General features: G+C 49.6%; 14 protein-coding genes and 3 pseudogenes. 4 read left to right on the top strand and 13 right to left on the bottom strand.

From position 1 onward, the window contains the following. Positions 1 to 70 precede the first annotated feature (70 nt). The 3 genes from FSY45_RS27915 to FSY45_RS23665 are packed head-to-tail and all read left to right on the top strand — an operon-like array spanning position 71 to position 3,580. Positions 71 to 1,153, top strand: coding sequence for an ABC-three component system protein (locus FSY45_RS27915; RefSeq protein WP_080746220.1), 1,083 nt, complete (start codon positions 71 to 73; stop codon positions 1,151 to 1,153). Positions 1,154 to 1,157: 4 nt separating this feature from the next. Then, positions 1,158 to 1,643: a three component ABC system middle component gene (locus tag FSY45_RS23670; protein WP_080746219.1), complete on the top strand. Its 486-nt coding sequence runs from the start codon at positions 1,158 to 1,160 to the stop codon at positions 1,641 to 1,643. Continuing rightward, entirely contained in the window at positions 1,640 to 3,580 is a 1,941-nt protein-coding gene (locus tag FSY45_RS23665) for a DUF3732 domain-containing protein (RefSeq protein ID WP_034360118.1), read from the top strand. Before FSY45_RS23670 ends, FSY45_RS23665 begins: the two co-directional genes overlap by 4 nt. 83 nt (positions 3,581 to 3,663) lie before the next feature. Here FSY45_RS23665 and FSY45_RS23660 read toward each other — a convergent pair. From FSY45_RS23660 to FSY45_RS23640, 4 genes and pseudogenes are all read right to left on the bottom strand, one after another. Continuing rightward, positions 3,664 to 4,519 (bottom strand): annotated as a pseudogene (locus FSY45_RS23660) (IS3 family transposase). A 226-nt stretch (positions 4,520 to 4,745) separates the two neighbouring features. After that, positions 4,746 to 5,045 (bottom strand): H-NS histone family protein, encoded by a 300-nt coding sequence (locus tag FSY45_RS23650; protein WP_080746218.1) that lies wholly within the window; start codon positions 5,043 to 5,045, stop codon positions 4,746 to 4,748. Positions 5,046 to 5,349: 304 nt separating this feature from the next. Then, positions 5,350 to 6,277 (bottom strand): annotated as a pseudogene (locus FSY45_RS23645) (IS5 family transposase). 366 nt (positions 6,278 to 6,643) lie between these two features. Continuing rightward, positions 6,644 to 6,958: a hypothetical protein gene (locus FSY45_RS23640; RefSeq protein ID WP_131324759.1), complete on the bottom strand. Its 315-nt coding sequence runs from the start codon at positions 6,956 to 6,958 to the stop codon at positions 6,644 to 6,646. A 243-nt stretch (positions 6,959 to 7,201) separates the two neighbouring features. Here FSY45_RS23640 and FSY45_RS23635 point away from each other — a divergent pair. Further along, positions 7,202 to 7,798: pseudogene (locus FSY45_RS23635) on the top strand (transposase). Between the two features lie 119 nt (positions 7,799 to 7,917). Here FSY45_RS23635 and FSY45_RS23630 read toward each other — a convergent pair. The 9 genes from FSY45_RS23630 to FSY45_RS23590 all read right to left on the bottom strand — a co-directional run bounded on the left by FSY45_RS23630 (position 7,918) and on the right by FSY45_RS23590 (position 18,870). Beyond that, positions 7,918 to 8,739 (bottom strand): EAL domain-containing protein, encoded by an 822-nt coding sequence (locus tag FSY45_RS23630; protein WP_080746217.1) that lies wholly within the window; start codon positions 8,737 to 8,739, stop codon positions 7,918 to 7,920. A gap of 145 nt (positions 8,740 to 8,884) precedes the next feature. After that, entirely contained in the window at positions 8,885 to 10,897 is a 2,013-nt protein-coding gene (locus FSY45_RS23625) for a nucleoside-diphosphate sugar epimerase/dehydratase (protein WP_052057681.1), read from the bottom strand. A 299-nt stretch (positions 10,898 to 11,196) separates the two neighbouring features. Next, on the bottom strand, positions 11,197 to 12,399 hold the full coding sequence (locus FSY45_RS23620) for a DegT/DnrJ/EryC1/StrS aminotransferase family protein (protein ID WP_034359147.1): 1,203 nt from the start codon (positions 12,397 to 12,399) through the stop codon (positions 11,197 to 11,199). A 45-nt stretch (positions 12,400 to 12,444) separates the two neighbouring features. After that, positions 12,445 to 13,107 (bottom strand): acetyltransferase, encoded by a 663-nt coding sequence (locus FSY45_RS23615; protein WP_034359150.1) that lies wholly within the window; start codon positions 13,105 to 13,107, stop codon positions 12,445 to 12,447. Between the two features lie 106 nt (positions 13,108 to 13,213). Beyond that, positions 13,214 to 13,804: a sugar transferase gene (locus FSY45_RS23610; protein ID WP_034359152.1), complete on the bottom strand. Its 591-nt coding sequence runs from the start codon at positions 13,802 to 13,804 to the stop codon at positions 13,214 to 13,216. After that, on the bottom strand, positions 13,801 to 15,045 hold the full coding sequence (locus FSY45_RS23605; RefSeq protein WP_034359154.1) for a glycosyltransferase family 4 protein: 1,245 nt from the start codon (positions 15,043 to 15,045) through the stop codon (positions 13,801 to 13,803). The genes FSY45_RS23610 and FSY45_RS23605 overlap by 4 nt, the downstream gene beginning before the upstream one ends. A 255-nt stretch (positions 15,046 to 15,300) precedes the next feature. Beyond that, entirely contained in the window at positions 15,301 to 16,236 is a 936-nt protein-coding gene (locus FSY45_RS23600; RefSeq protein ID WP_034359156.1) for a hypothetical protein, read from the bottom strand. 52 nt (positions 16,237 to 16,288) lie between these two features. After that, positions 16,289 to 17,464, bottom strand: coding sequence for an O-antigen ligase (locus FSY45_RS23595; RefSeq protein WP_034359158.1), 1,176 nt, complete (start codon positions 17,462 to 17,464; stop codon positions 16,289 to 16,291). Further along, a complete protein-coding gene (locus tag FSY45_RS23590; RefSeq protein WP_034359160.1) occupies positions 17,461 to 18,870 on the bottom strand; it encodes a lipopolysaccharide biosynthesis protein in 1,410 nt (469 codons plus the stop codon). The genes FSY45_RS23595 and FSY45_RS23590 overlap by 4 nt, the downstream gene beginning before the upstream one ends. Between the last annotated feature and the right edge of the window lie 7 nt (positions 18,871 to 18,877).

Here is an 18,877-nt window from a genome sequence, read left to right as displayed (position 1 = left end):
TGAAGGCGGGGATCAGGGGCTGCAGCTGTCGCCACAGCTCTTTGCTAACGGGTTGTCTTGCCATGAGGGCATGAAGCATAAATGCTTCATGCCGCTCTCAAAGGGAAGTAGTGTTAGCGGCTCTAAGCACTCTATCCAAAAGGACCCTCCTCCCGTCACTCTGGCCTCAGTGGCGTTCTGGAAGACTATCAAGGTCTGGATCGATGCTCTCCCTTTTGTTTCACTTGCAGACACGACTTTCCACCTCGTTGCAGTTGGAAAGGTGCCTGCTGATTCACCGCTGATGTCGTTATGCGATTCAGGCAGTGAACGCGAGGCGCTGTTGAAGGCGATGGAGGAAGAAGCAGATCGTGTGCTGTCTGAAAGAGCAGACGCAAAGTCAGCAGGTACCAAGCTCCCTCATGCTGCTCGAGCTCCTGGCTGCCTCGCCTTTCACGCACTCAGCCCTTCCGCTCGCTTAAGTCTACTGCGCAGAGTAATTATTCAGCAGGACACTGCGAGCATTGGAGAAATGCCTAATGAGGTGGCCAAGCGACTGCACCTCATTCCTAAAGTACAACGATTGGAGGCTGCAAAACGCCTTCTACAGTGGTGGGATCAACAAGTCATATTCAGTTTGTGTGAAAAGCGAGATCGAGTAATCCACCGAAGCGAAATGGAGCATCAGATATCTTCGATTATCGCGGATATAGATAATGGGACTTTGGTGGCCGAGTTCTCCGAGTTCACACAGCCCGACGATTACGAGCCTGATGGACTGCTGACGCGTCAAATTGCGCTTGTAAATGGTAGGCCCTCAGACATTGCCAAGGCAATCCGAGCACAATGGCGGGCGAAAGAGCAACGATCCAGTTGGATTACAAATAATCCTGAGATGCGTTCGAAAATAGCGGGCTACGACACAGTACTAACTGAGCGCTGGTCAGATCGCCACACCCAAATGGTCGAGGACTGCGCTGAACTTGAGCCAGCCCAGGTGGCCCACAAGGGCCTTGAACTACTGCGTTGGACTCATGAGAACGCTCCGACTCAAGTTGAGCCAATCGCGCGTGGCTGGACCGCTCATTACTATGTACAAGGTACCTTCCAAGTTCTTGCAATCGACCTGCGCGTTGGTTGGCATGCAAACTACATGAAGCTTCTCAAGGACTAAGGTCATGGCGATTGCTCACGACATTTTTGCCGAAACCAATCCAGCTTATTGCGCGTCACTTCTAGCCACATTCGTCCGAGCATATCGCATAAGGAATGAGTCAGAGCCAGAGATCACCTTGTGTTACGCCGCTCTGCCATTGGCCTTGTCTGGAGATTTAGTTGCTACGTTCAACGGAACGAATCGTAAGACAGGCTTATTGGAGTGGTTGCGTCGCAGTCCTTCCATTCAGATTCGTCTTGCTGCTCGAGTGAATGGCTCATTGGATATCGTAACAGAAGCCATTAGGTTTGGTTGTTTTAGCAATTTATTGGCCATTAATACTGACGGCAAAGTAACACTTGGGATGTCACCTGTGCCAACGCAGCTCAAAGCAGAGTTATCGCAGGAAACACAGAAGAATTTTGACAATATAGACCGACTTGGTCATTGGTTTGCTTCGGCTGGCTCAACAAGGACGGTATTCAACTTGATGGGTCTTGAATTATGAACCGTTGGAATATATCGAGAATTTTTTTTATTGGCGAGGGCGGCCGTGTTCGCATCCTTAAACTAGAGCTTGGCGAGGTTAATATCTTCACTGGAGCATCTGGAACAGGTAAATCGACGCTGATCAAAGCCATCGATTATTGTCTAGGATCTCGTGAGTGTGAGCTTGCAGCTCACGTGAAGCGTCACAGCATCGCTGTCGGCATCAAATGGGTTTTAGGTGACGCGGAGATGATCACCGGCCGGGTTATTCCACCTTTGGGTCAAAAAACCAGCACAAAAATGTTTGTCAGTAGCGGACGAAACCTCCCTATCCCAACGTCGTTGGAGGAGTTTCAAGGTGCTACAAACCTGGTAGCAGGAAAGTCCTTTATTGAAAGAGCATTTGGGATAGGGGGAGTAGTCGATGTTTTGGATGAAAACGCTGTGCGAAAATGGCGTCCGACCGTACGCCATGCAACGGCCTACATGTTTGTACCCAAAGACGTTATCTATAACGAGACCGCCCTACTTCATGGATTAGACCAAGCCGATGAGGCTCCCGGAATTATTGAGACCATGCCTTACTTTCTCGGTGTCGTCACTCAAGACACCGTGATTCAGGAGCGTCGACTAAGGGAACTTCGCAAGCAGCTTGATCGGGAGCAGCGCCAGCTTCGAATTCACCAAGCCGAGGGTAGCGACTACAAAAAGCATGCGACGCGTTTACTGATGGATGCTCATCGCACTGGTCTTTGTGAGCTCCCACCAGACGATGCTTCTGAAACAGTACTTCAAGAAGCACTATTCCGGCTCAAGCGGTTGAAATTCAGCAAAGGTCAGAACCCGAGCGAAGGAGAGCTGTCTAGTCTTCACACGCAGCGTCGCAGTCTGCTCAGTGAGATAGAAAAAGCGAGGCGTAGTTCTCGAGCTACGCAGGTGGCGCTCCAAGAAATGTCGGGGTTCCAGGGCGCAGTAAAACGGCAATATGAGAAGTTGAAAATTGCTGAGCACCTTGAGCCGACGGCCCACACTTGCCCCCTGTGTGATGCGCCCAGCGAGCGAGGGATAGCGGCCTCCCATGCCATCCGCCAATCAATTGATATCGTTCGCTCTGAAGGCGCGGCGGTTGAGAATGTACGACCTAGACTTGTAGATCATGAGCAATCACTTCAGTTGGAGCTTACAAGGCTCAATGACAAGCTCAAGGGCGTCGACGAGCGTATAAAAACCTGGATCAGGCAAAGCACTGAAGCCAAGGAGATGGACAACCTGGCGCAGTATCACGCGCACTTGATGGGCAAGGTCTCGCAGTTCTTAGAGATGAATCCTGCGACCCCGCTTCCAGGCCCTGACTTGAACGTCCTACGTGAGCAGATTGAGGACCTTGAGGCGCTGATTGATAACGACGCAAAACAAGTTTTGCTAGCGCGAGCTGAGCGAAAGGTTTCGCAATATTTGTCTGAGGCGTTCTCATTGCTGCCTACCGTCGCACCTTGCGATGACGCTGAGTTGGAATTTTCGAGTAAGCCACCAGCTATCGCGATCATTGAGGAAGAGTCTGGAGCGGTACTACGACTACCTGATGCTGGATCTGATGAGAACTACTTGGCTATCCACATTGCGCTGTCCTTTGCTCTACAAAAGCACCTAGGAAAAGCCAACGCCCCTGTACCGGCTTTTCTAGCATTCGATCAAATCAGCCGTCCCTACTATCCTCAAAGCGGAGACGACGAAGCAAGTCTTGGTGAAAATGAGGAGGTCCTGGCAATGCGTCGTCACCTAGACTTTTTGTTCAAAGCTACCGCCGAACAGAAAGATTTGCAGGTTCTGCTGATTGAGCACGCATATTTCAGCGATGACCCCCGATACGTAAGTTCTACTCGTAAAAGGTGGAACAAGCTTTCGGGAGATGCCCTGATCCCGCTGGACTGGCCAAGAAGACAGGACAGCTTGTAAGGAAGTCTGGCCTGGAGCGACAGCGACCACTGCAGAAATGTCACCAACATGCAGTTCTAAGCCCGATGGCAAATGGACTGTCCTCACTCCAGTGGACGACTCCCAGTTTCCCGCCCAGGCGCGCTCAAATGCCTCGGGCTAATGCCGCCCAGATGACTATGGCGGCGTGACCGGTTGTAGAACACCTCGATGCAGTCAAGCACCTCGGCCCGCGCCATGTCCCGAGTCTCGTAGATGCGCTTGCGAATGCGCTCCTCCTCCAGACTGCTGTAATTGCCAAGTGCGAATGAAGGCGATGTCCATGACCCCGGCCCTGTCTGGGGCATCTACGGTGAACTGCCTCTGCAAGTGGTTGAGGGCAATGATTGAAGGTCCGCAATGTGCTACGGCGCTTTGTAGCCCCGTAAAGCCTTGATCTTGTGTTTGCGCATGAAGGGTGCATCGCGAAGCTTGCCGCAGCGCTCACCCGCCTCGCGCAGATCGGCAAACAGACGGCGAGCGGCATAGACCCCATGGCTGGCCGTGTATGAATAGCGGATCAGCTCGAGCAAGCGTCTGTCTTCTTGCTCGTGAGAGGAGACCGGATCGTGTAATCACTCATAGAACCCTGCACCAGCCACTCGCAGCAACCTGCACATCAGGCTGATTGCCTGTTGGCTGCGGTGCTCGTTGATGAGGCCGTACGTCACTCGGACTCCCTGGCCAAGTACCGCACGGCTTTTTTAAGATATCCCGTTCTTCTTCAATGCATCGCATCTGACTGCGCAAACGCAAGATCTCCGTCTTGGTTTAGAGCGATTCTTGGGACTGTTGCTCATTGCGGTCGGGCGATACAGCCTTGACCCATTTGTAGAGGCAGTACGTTGAGACCCTTAGACCGGCTGATATCTCTCCCACCGAATAGCCGCGCTCGATCAGTTGTTTGACAGTTTCTTCTATAAATTCGGGTGTACGTCACTTTGCGTTCATGAACTGCCTCCTTTGCTCAAAAAATAGACCGGGTATATCTACCTGCCTATGGGTAGTCAAGGCTGGCCTAAGGCTGATTTATACAGCAGTACCGTAGCAAATTAGATCGATCTATTTTAAAGATATTTATTGCTTAGACTATGGTTAGGTATAATTTAGCCTGCAAATTTTTATCTAACTGCACAACATGAGATTATTACCTGGACGATAATATCTCAAATTTGGAACGTTCAGAATCCCTAATCCAGTTTGGGGGCTTTCCTCGACCATTCCACGTTTGACCCGTCAATGGATTCCTATATTTAGGGTATGAAACGCGTATTTCACGCTTTTTCCTTATAAGGGGAAGAATGTCTTGTCTCGTCAAATTAAGCGCATCAATTAAGCTCTTAATTTTATGAAGAGCATCTGCGATTTCTGCTTTGCGGACAGATTCAATATGCTTTTCAAGCGCCTCGCGTTGTACTAACAACTCTTTGTAGGTCGGGTTATTCATAAATATGATACCATCTAAATTATTAGGTTTTAATAATCGAGTTCACTCATAAAATAGATATGTTAACTATGTCGGCGACTGAGGATCACATAAAATGCGACCAATTGCATTTAGAGATTTATTAATACAAATCTGTTGATCTGAATACCAAATAAATATTATTTTTCGAATCAAAGACGATACTGTTATTGAGTCAGGTTTTTTTATCATACAAGCATTAATTATTTGATATTAAATGTGTATTAACCAAGGGCGCTCTTGAATAAATCTGATTGAAGCTGAGTTGCCCCTGACCCACACGCAGCTATGCAACGGCGACTGTCTGAGTGCAGCCCAGCTCTGTGAATCGATTGAGAATGGCAGCACGGATATGCAACTCATTGACCTGGCGCTCAAAGGTTCTGGATATGACCCTCTCGCCCAGTCGTTTGATGCAGTTCATCTTGCTCTCCACCAGGCTTCGCCGGTGATAGCCACTCCACACTTCCCATATCCTTCGACCCAAACATCTGCATGCGGCGAGCGCCGCATTGCGATACCCGAAGGCATCGCCTTTGCGTATCCGGGCGTTCTTTCTCGGAGGAGTGATGGGGACTGCGCCCCGTTGAATCACCGCCTCATACACGGGCTGTGTGTCATAGGCCACATCACCGGTCAAACTGAGCACGGCTTCGTTGAGAGGGACTTGCTCCAGTAGATCCGCGACGACAACAGCATCACTTACTTCATTGCTCGTTACGCAAATTGCCCGTATTTGCAATGTCTGCGCATCAATGCAGATGTGCAGTTTGCGCCATTGACGACGGCCTTCAGCGTCGTGCTTTTTTGCATTTCCACTCGCCTTCACCCAAGAACTTGATACCCGTCGAGTCCACGAGCAAATGCAGCCCTGCTTGGTTGCAGTGATATGGAACTTGTACCTGCAAGCTACGCTGGCGGTGGCAAACTGTGCTGAATTCCGGCGTGGGCCAATGCAGCCCTTACAAATGCAAAAGGGACTCCACCATTCCCATGGCTTGGCGCAGTGCCAAGCCGAACAGATTCTTCATCGTCAGGTAAAACTTAATGGCTGCATCCGAGAACTTAGGGCTTCGCCAGCGTTTGCCGCTGGCCGCGGCAAACCATTGCATGCGCTTGTCGAGCCAGATGGTCAACGAGCCTCGTGACTTCAAGGCTGCGTTGTAGCTGGGCCAGTTGGTGGTGCGGTAGCGAGGTTTGCTGAACTGGCTCATGACGCAAGCCTACGGCCTGCGGCACAGCGATTTATGCAACAACATCATTCACACCGTGAAAATTTTTAATGATTATTTAAAATGAAATATTTAATTGCTATTTTATTAAAAATACATACTCTAATTTTATAAAATCAATTATAAATATTTTATATTAAATTAGCATTTAAAAGGATATTTACATTAAGCACAAAACGTTAGAACTTTAATATATATTTATTGCACCATAAAATATAATATTTTTACAATTAAATATAATATATACCAATAGCATAAAGAATTTTAATATATTTTGCATTTCAATTAAAATAAATCTCCAATAATAAATACTGGAGAAATAAAATAATTTAAAAATTCTATAATTAGCTAATTATCAGCAGATCCTCTATTTAATGCAAGCAACCGAATGTCTTCAGGCGTAGCATCAAAATCATGTGCTTGGATTATTTCGACTTCAGATATAGGCCTTCGCTTTAGCTCGTCAATCATCTTGCGTAAGGCTAACTCAACCAATAGATAAGTCTGACCATCAGCGTACTGCTTCAACTCTTGATAGACGCTCTCGCGCAAACGAAGAAGATGAGGCCTTCTACCGCGAGTTTCACCTCTACCAACTATAACAATGCGAAGACCTGGTCCTCTAAAATTTATCTCACAATCTATCTTGTTTTGATCTGCCATCTATCTTTCTCTCCAAGTTTAGACTAGCCGAATATAATACAATAGATACACAAAAACCAAGCCAAATCATTAAAAAATGCAAAATTAAAGCTGCCATTTTGGAGAATCTATGCAGCAAAGAGAGAATCTATATTATCAATAATTTTATAGAAACTATCTTTTAAAAAATATTTTTGATAACAGAAGTAAATTAACCTGGCGTTGTTGCAGAAATCGGCGAGTCGTAAGCGCTAGGCTCAAGTCATGAGCCAGCCCAGCAAGCCCCGCTACCGCACCACCAACTGGCTCAGCTACAACGCAGCCTTGAAGTCACGAGGCTCGTTGACCATCTGGTTCGACAAGTGCATGCAATGGTTTGCCGCAGCCAGCGGCAAACGTGGGCGTAGCCCGAAATTCTCGGATGCTGCCATCCAGTTTTACTTGCCGCTCAAGAATATGTTTGGCCTGGCCATGCGGCAGTTACCGAAAGATGAAGTGCTTGACAGCCTGACAGGCGATGGAGCTTAGGAGACACAGCCAGTCCATGAAGCAGTGACGAGGTGCGGAGCGACTCCAGTCATTCCACCTCGAAAGAATGCACGCATCCGCAAAAGTAGCGTCTTTGAACATCGCAATACAGCGATTGCCGCATGCAAGCGGTTGGGGCTAAGCATCTGGAAGCGCTGGAGTGGCTATCACCGGCGAAGCTTGGTGGAAACCAAGATGAATTGCATCAAGCGCCTGGGCGAGCGTGTGATGTCCCGAACCTTTGAACGTCAAGTGAATGAGCTGCATATCCCAGCAGCCATATTGAATCGCTTCACTGAACTGGGGCGTCCTCAAACGGCAGCCGTGCAATAGCAACGGCTAGGGTTTTGGGTAGCTAGTTTCAACCAGGTTTTATGCAACAGCGCCAAACTACAATATCATTAATTATGATATTAAAACGCAATCTTCAAAATAATTGATAAGAGCTTCGTCTACACGAATATATTCGTAACTTTTACTATACTTTTGCTAATCCATTCAGTTCTCAAAGTTGGTCGATGGATATAAAAACCTTGCACTCCTTGAGCACCAGCATTATGAGCAATTTTTAAATCAAGTTCACTTTCGACACCTTCGACTATAACGCAGTCAGTTACCCTATGACATGATTCAATAACTTTCTTAAGAATAAGAATTGAATCACGAGATTTAGCTAACAGAGATCTATCTATTTTAACAACGTCGGGGTTTATTAGTTCAATCAATTCAGTATTACTATTATATTTTCCATAATCATCAATCACTATTTTCACCCCAGTATTTTTTAATCTCTTTATTAAAATTAAAGATTCATTTTTATCTGAAAATTCACTTGTTTCCGTTATCTCAATAAATAATCTTTCGGATATGCTCTTGTTCTTTTCTAAAAAGAAAATAATAAAATTCCAGTTGCTACTTTTTTTGAAAGTTAGGGCTGAAATATTACAGCCTATTTTTTGAAGAGTGTTTAACTTCAAGGTATGAATAGTTGTCCATATCACGCTAAAGTCTAGTTGCTCAACTTTATTCATCAGCTCCAGTGCTTTTATGCCTTCACCGCAGGACAGATAATTAACCTCAAAATCTACAGAACGCCGAAGAAGAACCTCATAATAAAGACATGAGATAACATTAATTCTGTCAAAAGCAACTACTCGCTGAAATGCCAAAGCCAAACAACCATTTTTCAAATCCTCAATTAATTTCTCGGATAGGGCTTTAATTTCATTTGACTCATAGGATTGTATATTATTGATCGCTTCAATTTTATGCATGGCAATTACCACAATCAAATTAAATATTAATTTCTAAGGTGAACCAGTAACAATAGTGAAATCTACGGCATCAAATCGCTATAACATCAAATGTTCAGAATTTACCTTGCTGTTGATTTATTATTTTTTGATATATTTTGGTTCACTACTCCTCAGAAACATTAGCAACAAACAGTGCATAAGGTTCCTTTTGTCTTACCAGCTCTCTAATACCTCGTTCACGTTCGCATTGCTGGTAAACCAAATCAACCACTTCATTGACTGGTTTGTACCCAGAAACTACATTCATGAGTAATTTTCTTACCGCCTCCATATCTGATGCGGATATGTATGACTCCAACATATTGAGCTTAGGCTCAAGCTGATTCCAGTCCAAAAAAGATTCGTGCGCCTTCAAAATTCTTGAATGACTTGTCGGCTGTGCACCATCACCAATCAATAACTCCTCATAAAGCTTCTCACCAGGGCGTAGTCCAGTGATATTTATCTCTATATCTCCATGAGGATTTTTGCTGTCACGCACTCGTAGCCCCGAAAGCTCAACCAAGCGGCAAGCCAAGTCATAAATCCGCACCGGCTCTCCCATGTCGAGCACAAATACCTCTCCGCCACTAGCCATAGCGCCAGCCTGCATGACAAGTTGCGAGGCTTCTGGAATAGTCATGAAATACCTAGTGATGCTGGCGTGAGTAAGTGTTATGGGACCTTGGTTAGCGATCTGCTTTCTGAAAAGTGGAACCACTGAGCCGGAAGAACCAAGTACATTGCCAAACCGAACCATCGTGAAGCAAGTCGAAATGCCTGACTGATGCGCCATTGCCTGCAGCACCATTTCCGCTAATCGTTTGCTAGCGCCCATCACGTTTGTGGGCCTCACAGCCTTATCTGTACTGATGAGCACGAAGTTTTTGACGCCTTTGGCAGCAGCAACACGAGCACAGATCCATGTGCCCCAAACGTTATTACGCACCCCCTCCAGCATGTTGCGTTCCACCAGCGGAACATGCTTATATGCGGCCGCGTGATAGACAGTTTGCGGACACCAAGTGGAGACGATTTCGTTTATCCTGCTTTCATTGGTAACTGATGCCAGCAATGGCACCAACTCCACAGCGAGGGGTCCACGATCTTGTCTCCGCTCGTTTAACATTGCCTGCAGATCCTCCTGTACCTGATATAGGGAATACTCGCTAATCTCCACCAGCAAAAGAAGTTTTGGTTCGCACTGTACGATCTGCCGGCACAGTTCCTTGCCGATCGAACCGCCTGCACCAGTCACCATAACAACCTTACCTCGAACATGTCGTTGCATTAGAGAAAAATCGGGCTCTACGGCATCTCGGCCAAGAAGGTCTTCGAAATCAATTTCATGCAGATCATTTAAGGTCACTTTTCCATTCGCAAGATCTGAAAGGCTCGGCAATGTGCGAACATGTAATGGGAAGGAGCGAAGAAAATTCAAAATCTCTAGCCGACGCTTTCGACCTAGAGAAGGAATAGCTAATAGAATTTCCTTAACATCAGAAATCTTAACTAAATTCATCAAGTCGGACGGCGCATAGACAGGCACCATGTTTAAATGGCGGCCTTGCAGGGTTGGATCGTCGTCAATAAAACCTATCAGGTGATTTTCCGGAGAATTTTGAAGCGCTGACGCAAGTCGCCTTCCGGCTGAGCCGGCGCCAAATATAAGTACTCCAGGCACCTTATTCTGATTAACTCTCGTGTGGGTAATATTGCTTAGCAAAAAACGCGCCATAACACGGCTTGCGCCAATGCCGAACAGCATGAGCAACGGCTGCTGGATGCCTATGGCTCTTGGTAGTCCATCAACCCCAATTACAGTAAATATTAAACAATAGGTAATCGCATATAGCGCGAACGCACGTAATAAAGCAAGCATGTCTTGCCATCCTGCGTATCGAGAGACACTAGCATACAGCCCAAACCAGTAAAATATGGGAATAAACAAAGTGACTGCGAGCAGAGCAGCACTAATGTGCTGCGGCTGTAGGAAAACCCAATCCTCCAATCGCAAACAGAGCGCCAACCAAACAGTAGAGATACAGATTAAGGTATCGACAGCCAGCGCAATGAGACGCTTTGTTGAGCGCGGCATGTGCACCAGTAGTTCAACTAGTGATTTTTTATTCCACATTTTTTCTCTCGATTGTCACTAAAGCAGCCGCGAGCAAATTCTGCTATAGGCATCACGATAATTGGACTGAAATACACAACCAACGTCTTTCGTCAGATGCGAGGCGCAGATATGCCTGGTGTTCAATTGACCATTAATACCGATTCCGAAATCGGATACTACTAATGTTATTTTTTTGCCAGCCTGCAGCGCTATGAGGTCGGATTGCTAGGCCGATTAACCGGAGCAGGTCAAATGACAGCAGCGAAGCGTAAATAAACGGTATTGCTTACTAAGCAATACAAACCATCTCTCGCTAATTATTCACAATTTTCCACTGATAAAGACGCACTCGCCAGCACCTTATCGAGCGCAAGGCCAGTCTTATGTACTTCTTCGGACGTCAGTGTTGGATGCACCAGCAACATTAAACTTGTCTCTCCAAGTTCTTGAGCAACTGGCAGACGGCTCGGTGGACGCCAGCCAGTACCGTCGAAGGCTTTCTCCAAGTAAACCTCGGAGCAGCTGCCTTGGTAGCAAGGCACGCCTTCTCCCACCAAAGTGTCAATGATTCTGTTGCGGTTCCAGCCCGGCGCTAAATTATTGGGTTTGACATATAGGTAAAGCTTGTAATATGCATGCAAGCTACCAACCGGCATGACAGAGAAATCCGGCACGCGCACCGCTGAATGCCGTCTACAGACGGAAAAGAAGTGATATGCATTGGCCATTCGCTGCAAAGTCCATTCCGTCATGCGCCGGAGCTGGATACGACCTATGGCGGCTTGCATTTCCAGCATTCGCCAATTGGTCCCAAAACTCTCATGTAGCCATCGAAATCCTGGCGGATGCTGGCGTTCGAATACTGCCTCGTAGCTTTTACCATGGTCTTTGTACTCCCACATCGCGCGCGCCAAGGCCACATCGTTGGTTGTAACCATCCCACCCTCGCCACCTGTACTCATGATCTTGTCTTGGCAGAAAGACCAGGCTCCAATATGTCCGATGGCACCTACTGATCGGCCTTTATATCTTGCACCGTGCGCTTGCGCGCAGTCCTCAATCACATAGAAGCCATTGGCTGTTGCAAGCTCCATGATCGGATCCATATCGCAAGGCCAGCCTGCCAGGTGCACACAGATAACGGCTCTCGTGCGGGGACTGAGAACTCTGGCAATGGTGGCAGCGGACACATTACCGCTATCGGGGTCCACATCCGCGAACACCGGTGTAGCTCCTGCATTAACTACACAAGAGACGCTGGCAATAAAGGTACGCGGCGTTACGATAACCTCATCACCACTGCCTATGCCTAAGGCCTTGAGTGCAATGTCCAGCGCTAGCGTACCGTTGGCCAACGCTACTGCATGCGGAACGCCTACCCAAGCGGCGAACTCCTTCTCGAACTCGCGGCACTCGATGCCGGTCCAGTAGTTCACCTGATTCGATTGCAGGACGCGGCACACGGCTTCGGACTCCTCTGGAGTAAAGCTGGGCCAGGGGGAAAACGGGGTATTGAGCATGGTATGAACACTTGAAAACGGGGATGAACCAAAGGGGAAGGCCCATCAGGCCTTTTGCAGCGGCCGCGCGGGATTGCCGACCACAGTTGTGCCGGGCGCCACGCTCTTGGTGACCACCGCGCCCATGCCCACGACCGCGCCGCGGCCTATCACCAGCGGCTCGTCCGGCCGCCCCTGCTTGAGGATGGCGCCGGCGCCGATGTAGGCGTGGTCCTCTACTACTACGTTGCCGTTGCAGTGCACGCCCGGCGCGAAGGTAACGAAGTCACCCACGATGCAGTCGTGCTCCACATAGCTGTAGAGGTTGGCGTGGAAGTGCCGGCCGATGCGGATATTACTAGTCAGCGTGGCGAAGGGGCAGAGCACCGCGCCCTCACCCAGCTGCACCTCATCCATCCGCACCACATTGGCGGCGGCCACGCTCCAAGTGAGCACGTCGTCCTGCTCACAGCGAAGCGCCAGGCGCTCGCGCACCGCTCCATTGGCGACGGCCAGCACCGCATGGCGCTCCGCGGCGGGCTCGGCCAGGAACTGGGCATAGCTCAGCAGCCGGTGGCCGTTGATCCGCTCCGCAGGCGGCGCATCATCGATGAAGACCAGACGCTCGACGGGCACGCCCGCCTGCGCAAGTTGCTGTCGTGCCAGCGGCATCACGCCGCGGCCGCAGCCGCTGGCGCCATAGACGCCATACAGGTCATGTGGCGGCATTGAGATCTCCTGAAAGCTTAATTTTTGATAGCTACCAGCGCTATCTGCGTCATGGCTATGAATGGCTTTGACAATGAAATCCTCGGTGAACAGGCGCAACCCGCTATCATTTTTCACCGGTATAGCGCGGCATGGTCGCCTCGCCCGTCGCGCTGATACCCTCGCGCACTAGCACTTTCTTCACCGTCAGCCACAGGATGCGGATATCCAGCCACAGTGTGCGGTGGTCCACGTACCAAACATCCAGCTGGAACTTCGCTTCCCAGCTGAGCGCGTTGCGCCCATTGACCTGCGCCCAGCCGGTGATGCCGGGACGCACCTCATGGCGACGCGCTTGCTCAGGCGTATAGAGCGGCAAATACTCCATCAGCAGGGGGCGCGGGCCAACCAGGCTCATGTCGCCTTTGAGCACATTCCACAACTCGGGGAGCTCATCTAGGCTGCTGGCCCGCAGGAAGCGGCCGAACGACGTAAGGCGCTCAGCATCCGGCAACAACTGTCCGTCGGTGCAACGGGCGTCCGTCATGGTGCGGAACTTCAGCATCCGAAAGGGCCGGCCATCCCTGCCCGGCCGTGTCTGGCAAAAGAACACCGGACTGCCCAGCTTGCTGCGCACCAAAATCACCAGCAACAGCAACGGCAGCGACAGCAGCACGAGTCCGCACAAGGCAACGATGAAATCGAAGCAACGTTTCACGGCCGTCCTCCCGGCTCAGAGCGGACCGTGTCTAGCACCTCGGCCAACCGCCCCGCCAGCTGTCCGAAGCCATGGTGCTGCTCCACATACTGGCGCCCTGCGGCACCCATGCGCTGGCGCTCGGCCAGGGGCGTTGCAGCCATCTGCAGGATGGCTTCCGCCAGGGCCTGGGGATCTCCCGGAGGGACCGTCAGACCGGCCCGAGCTTCGGCAACGGGGTTGTTCGCAGCACCCGAGGCCATGACGATGGGCCGCCCTGCGGCGAGATAGTCGAACAGCTTGTTCATGCTGATGCCGAAGCGGTAAAGCCCCGGCAGGTCGAGCACCGTGATCACGAAGATGTCCGCCTGCGCTGCCAGATACGGGATTTGACGCTTGGCAACCTGGGGCTCGAAGCTGACGTTGTCCAGCCCGTCCTCGGCCGCCTGGGCCATTAGCTCCGGCTTCTGGGGGCCGTCGCCGATCATGCGCAGCCGGATACGCGCGCCCTGCGGCGACCGGCGCAGCAGGGCCATCGCCTGTAGCAGCGTGTTCAGCCCATTAGCCTGGCCATGCGCGCCGAAATACATCAGCGTGAAGATTGCATCCTCGGGCTCCCGGGGCGGTGTCGCAGGCGGGAACAACGAGAGGTCGACCCCGTTGGGAATCCAGACAACACGCTCCCTGGCGATGCCCAGCGGCACGATGTACTGCCAGGCCAACGGCAAAACCGCCACGGTGCGCGCTGCGCGCCGATAAAGCCACAGCTCCAGCCTGCGCAGCACGCGGGTGAGGACGGCCCCATCGCGCAGGCGCCCCATATCCACCAGCGTCTGCGGCCACAGGTCGCGCACCTCGAAGATGAAGGGCACCCGGTACCGCCTGGCAAGAAGCGCGCCGGCCACCGCGGCAAACGGGTGCACGCTAGAGCCGATCACCACATCGGGCCGCGGCAACACCGCCAGGCTGCGCCGGCTCAGCGTCCCCCAAGTATAGGCGAGCATGTTGCGTACGCGGCTGCCACCGTTGCCGGCGTAAGCGGGCGTCTTTACCCAGAGGAAAGGCACGCCCCGGATCGTCTCGTGGCGCTGGGCCTCGTGCGACCCCAGCCGCTGGCGGCCAGTCGCATGGTCCACGCTCGCGGCAATGATCGTGGTATGCCAGCCATGGGCCAGCAGATGCTCTGCTAGGTGGAAATGCCGCGTGCCACCGGCACCGCCCGGCTCCTGAGCGTAGTGGTTGAGTATCCAGACTTGTTTCATATATCCAAACTGTTTGCAGGCCGCAGGTCAAAGCCAGGTCTGCCGGCCCTGCGTGATTCCGCCTGATGGATGGGAGTACATCTGCCGCAAACCCGCCCACCTCCATGCATGGCGCAGGCTGCCTGGGCAGAAGACCTTTTCGGCCGTGGGGCCCCGAAGGAAATAATGCTAATTACGAACTTCCGCCGGCCAGAGATTCAGCATGCCGGAGCATGAAAAGAGCCAAGACTGAGGATGTGCTCCTGGGGAAATTCATTATCTCTGAGCGGAAAAACGGAGAACCTCATCCCGCAAGATCACCCCCATCAACTGAGAATTTTTTACACAGTCCTCAATGCGATTCTGGCGGCATATGGCGTTCTTTTTCCACGCACCCCAAGTAGATTCCTCGCCAATGAAGCCTGGATAAAACTCAAGGCCTGCCAATCTTTTATCACCAACCAGCTGCAGTTGCTTCTTCAGAGTCAAGGAGAACAATTCCATTTCCTGCTCCTTGGTACAACGTTCCCTTTTATTTTCATCGCAGAAAATATAGTCAATGCGATCATAGTGATAGACACCGCCATAGATCTTCGCATTGGGAAAAAGGCTCGTCACCTGTCTCAGAAGATAATCGTACTGATTAACATTATCCCTGTACCGAAGATAAAACGCCACGCTATCGACTTTTTTTCTCAGTTGCAGCGGAAATAATTTTTCGTTCATTGAAATCTTCGCCAATTCATCATCGTAGACGGTAACCCTGAACCTGATGGCGGAAGATTTCTTCATGGCTTGGATAAAGTCCAGCATTTTCTGTGCCGCAGTACCACTCCACAGCCTCCCCATAAAGCTGGCGAAATCATCCATACCGATTTCCTTGACCTTGGGATGGTCGGCCACTAGTTTCAAGTAGCCCGGCAGATCTTTTTCCAGGAAATTATCTTCTTTCTGATAGCCCAAGGAGAGAGCAACCTCATCTACCCCGGAAAGATTCCGAGCATCAATACTTTTTGCACATGATTCCGGCCCGCTGGCACATCCCATCCGGATCTCATTCACACCAATTTCCGATTTTTCCGACGAATCCCTCCCCCAACTCATGATCCTCACCTGTTTTTCAGCAGAGTGAACCTCATGACTCAAAAAATAACTCGCCAGCACCAACAGACAAAAAAGTAAATGCTGTTTGATAAGCTTTGCGATTTTCACAGAATTACCCGCATTCAAAGCAACCACCCTTCTAAGATATGTTTTCCAGAGGTTAGCCAATCGTGCGCGCGCTCAGCACAAGCCTCTCTTTAATCTGAGCACCCATACTTGGCATGAATCCAACAAGACAAAAGGCATAGAGAAATCTCAAATAGGAAACATCTCCACTGAAACTCGCCGCCACGCCAAAGAAGACGATCAATGCCTTGTTCAGAATATTTGCCCGCCAGAAAGACAGCAAAACAAAAATTACATGAATCAAGCCGACAACAACCCCCATCTCTGCAAAAATTTCCAGATGCTGGTTATGCGGATAAACAAATTCATTAAACGAATAATTTGCCAAGCCAATCCCCATGAATATATGGCTACTAAAATCCTGCATGGCTTTATCAATAAGCACTACTCGTGACCCCACCGAGCCTTCATCAGACTGATTCAGTTCTCCACCCACGATCCGCAGTATTGCGCTCAATCTTGAGTCCTCCAAAAGCTCCACCAGTTGATCCGCCAATGTGAAATAAAAAACAATGCCTCCAATGACTAGGGCAATCAGAAGCTTATATTTTCTGTGGAATCTAAGTACACAATAAATTGCTAATCCGATCAAAAAGGCCAAAATAGCCCCCTTGGACTCTGTCCAGACCAGTGCCATAAAGAAAATGGCAAATGCAGGCAAATACACCAGTCGCCTTCTTTCATTCCAGACGTGGAACGAAAGAAGCGAACAGAATCCCATGATCCAGCCGTAGACAATCGGGCCATTCAGGAAAAACCTGACCTCACGATCAAAAAATCCGAATATTGTTTTATATATCAGAGTAAAAATCAAAATAAAAAACGAAACAGTCAGCAGTCTGGACTGGAAATCAAGCACTCCATACCTGCGATAGCCATGATGCAAAAGCACAGCCATAAATATCGAACACACTACCGCACCATCTATTTTTTCAAGGGCAAATCCGAAATTCTCAGTTCGGATCATCCCCCACACCCCTATAGTCAACCCAAAGAAAAAAAATTTACTTAAAGGATCAAGATCTGCATGACGCAATCTAGCGATCAGAAAATGAAAAACTACCACAGCAAGCGCTAGCCCTTTTACAAGGCTTTTCACAAGATCGCCCTGAACATAGGGAAAAACTCCGCCAGAAACAAAAAGCAAATAAATGGCGCCTGCCAGAATATAGGCGGAAAAAAAACCACCCTTCTTTTCAGATTGCCTCATACCTGCGCCTCCTTGCGACGCTTTTTCGTACTCATAAAAAATGAATACCCTATTCTGGAGAAGCACCATCCGAAATACAGCAGTAAGGCAGTAGGCGGCCCCCATGTAACCGTATCCTGCATCAAAAATACTCCAACCACCATGTAGGGAAAAACCACATCAGCAGCCGACAATATGAATGAACAATACGATGTATTTTCACTTGAACCCAGCATGCGATGCGATAAAGTCAGATACACCAAACTGCTCACTAGGGAAAACACCCCGATACTGGCAACAGGCGAAATAAATTTCGCAGAAATAATCAGCGCAGCAAAACGCACGATAAAAACAATCACTTGGGAAAAAAGTCCTTCTTGCATCCGTCCCTGAATCGCGTACATGGAGAAGCTTGCGTCATAGACGAATTTCTGCCCGACAAAAAGGACAATCCATGCCGCAATCGCCCCCGAGACCTCCCACTTGCTTCCGAAAATCATCCCAACAAAGTGCATCGACAGAATGGCGCAAACGACAGCCACGGGAGTGATCAGTAGCAAAAGATACTCCTGCTTTTCAAAAAAATCATCATGATCTGACTTCTTCAAATCCCTCCCCACTGAAATAAGCGATGAAGATATTGCACTCGAAACAATACCCAAGGGCGTAATAATGACACGCTGGGCTAGCGCATACCCTCCGGCAAAAGCCGGAGAGAAAAAGACTGCAGTCAGCAGTATCGCCATATGATTGTTGGCCATGGCCATAAGTGCCGCGGGGGCATCGTAGTATGCAAACCCGCTTCTCTGCCTCGCTTGCTCCATCAATTTATCTCTGCGAGAGATCAATTGCAGGTACTTTTCGAATGAAAACCCTGTCAATCTGCTGAGACCAAATGACAAGCCGATGATCTGCCCCACAACCAGTCCGGCAACACCTATTCGCAAAAATCCACAGCCAATCTGGATAACAGTACCCACCATTAATTGAGTCACACGTGTCTTGGCAATGACCTTCTGGTCTCCGCTGCGCAAGCGCATATACATGAATACGTTGTATACCCCGGCTGCAGCAGCACCGAGAGGCAAGAAATACTGGAATATCCAGAAATATTTAGGAGAATAGAAAAATCCCACGCACCACAGCACCGGAAAGAGCAATAAGGAAAATATTGCCGTAAGGGACAATGCCAGCGCCGCCAGATAATCTGCATCTTCATCAGTCTCTGCCAGAGGGATGGCCACTTCATAGCGTAGCGAAACACAAGATAGCAGCATGTACAGCACAGCTGCATAAGCACCGAATACACCAAATTCCTCGGGGACATAGAGGCGTGTTAAAACTGGCGAAAAAATAACCACCATTAACTGTCCGCCGGCAGTCCCGGACACCAGCAAGGTGCCAGATTTCAGAACGCGCTTCAACATGGAGCAA

Source organism: Comamonas sp. Z1 (genome assembly GCF_008121555.1).
GTDB classification, from domain to species: Bacteria; Pseudomonadota; Gammaproteobacteria; order Burkholderiales; family Burkholderiaceae_C; genus Comamonas; species Comamonas thiooxydans.
This window is presented reverse-complemented; position numbering and strand designations above follow the sequence as displayed.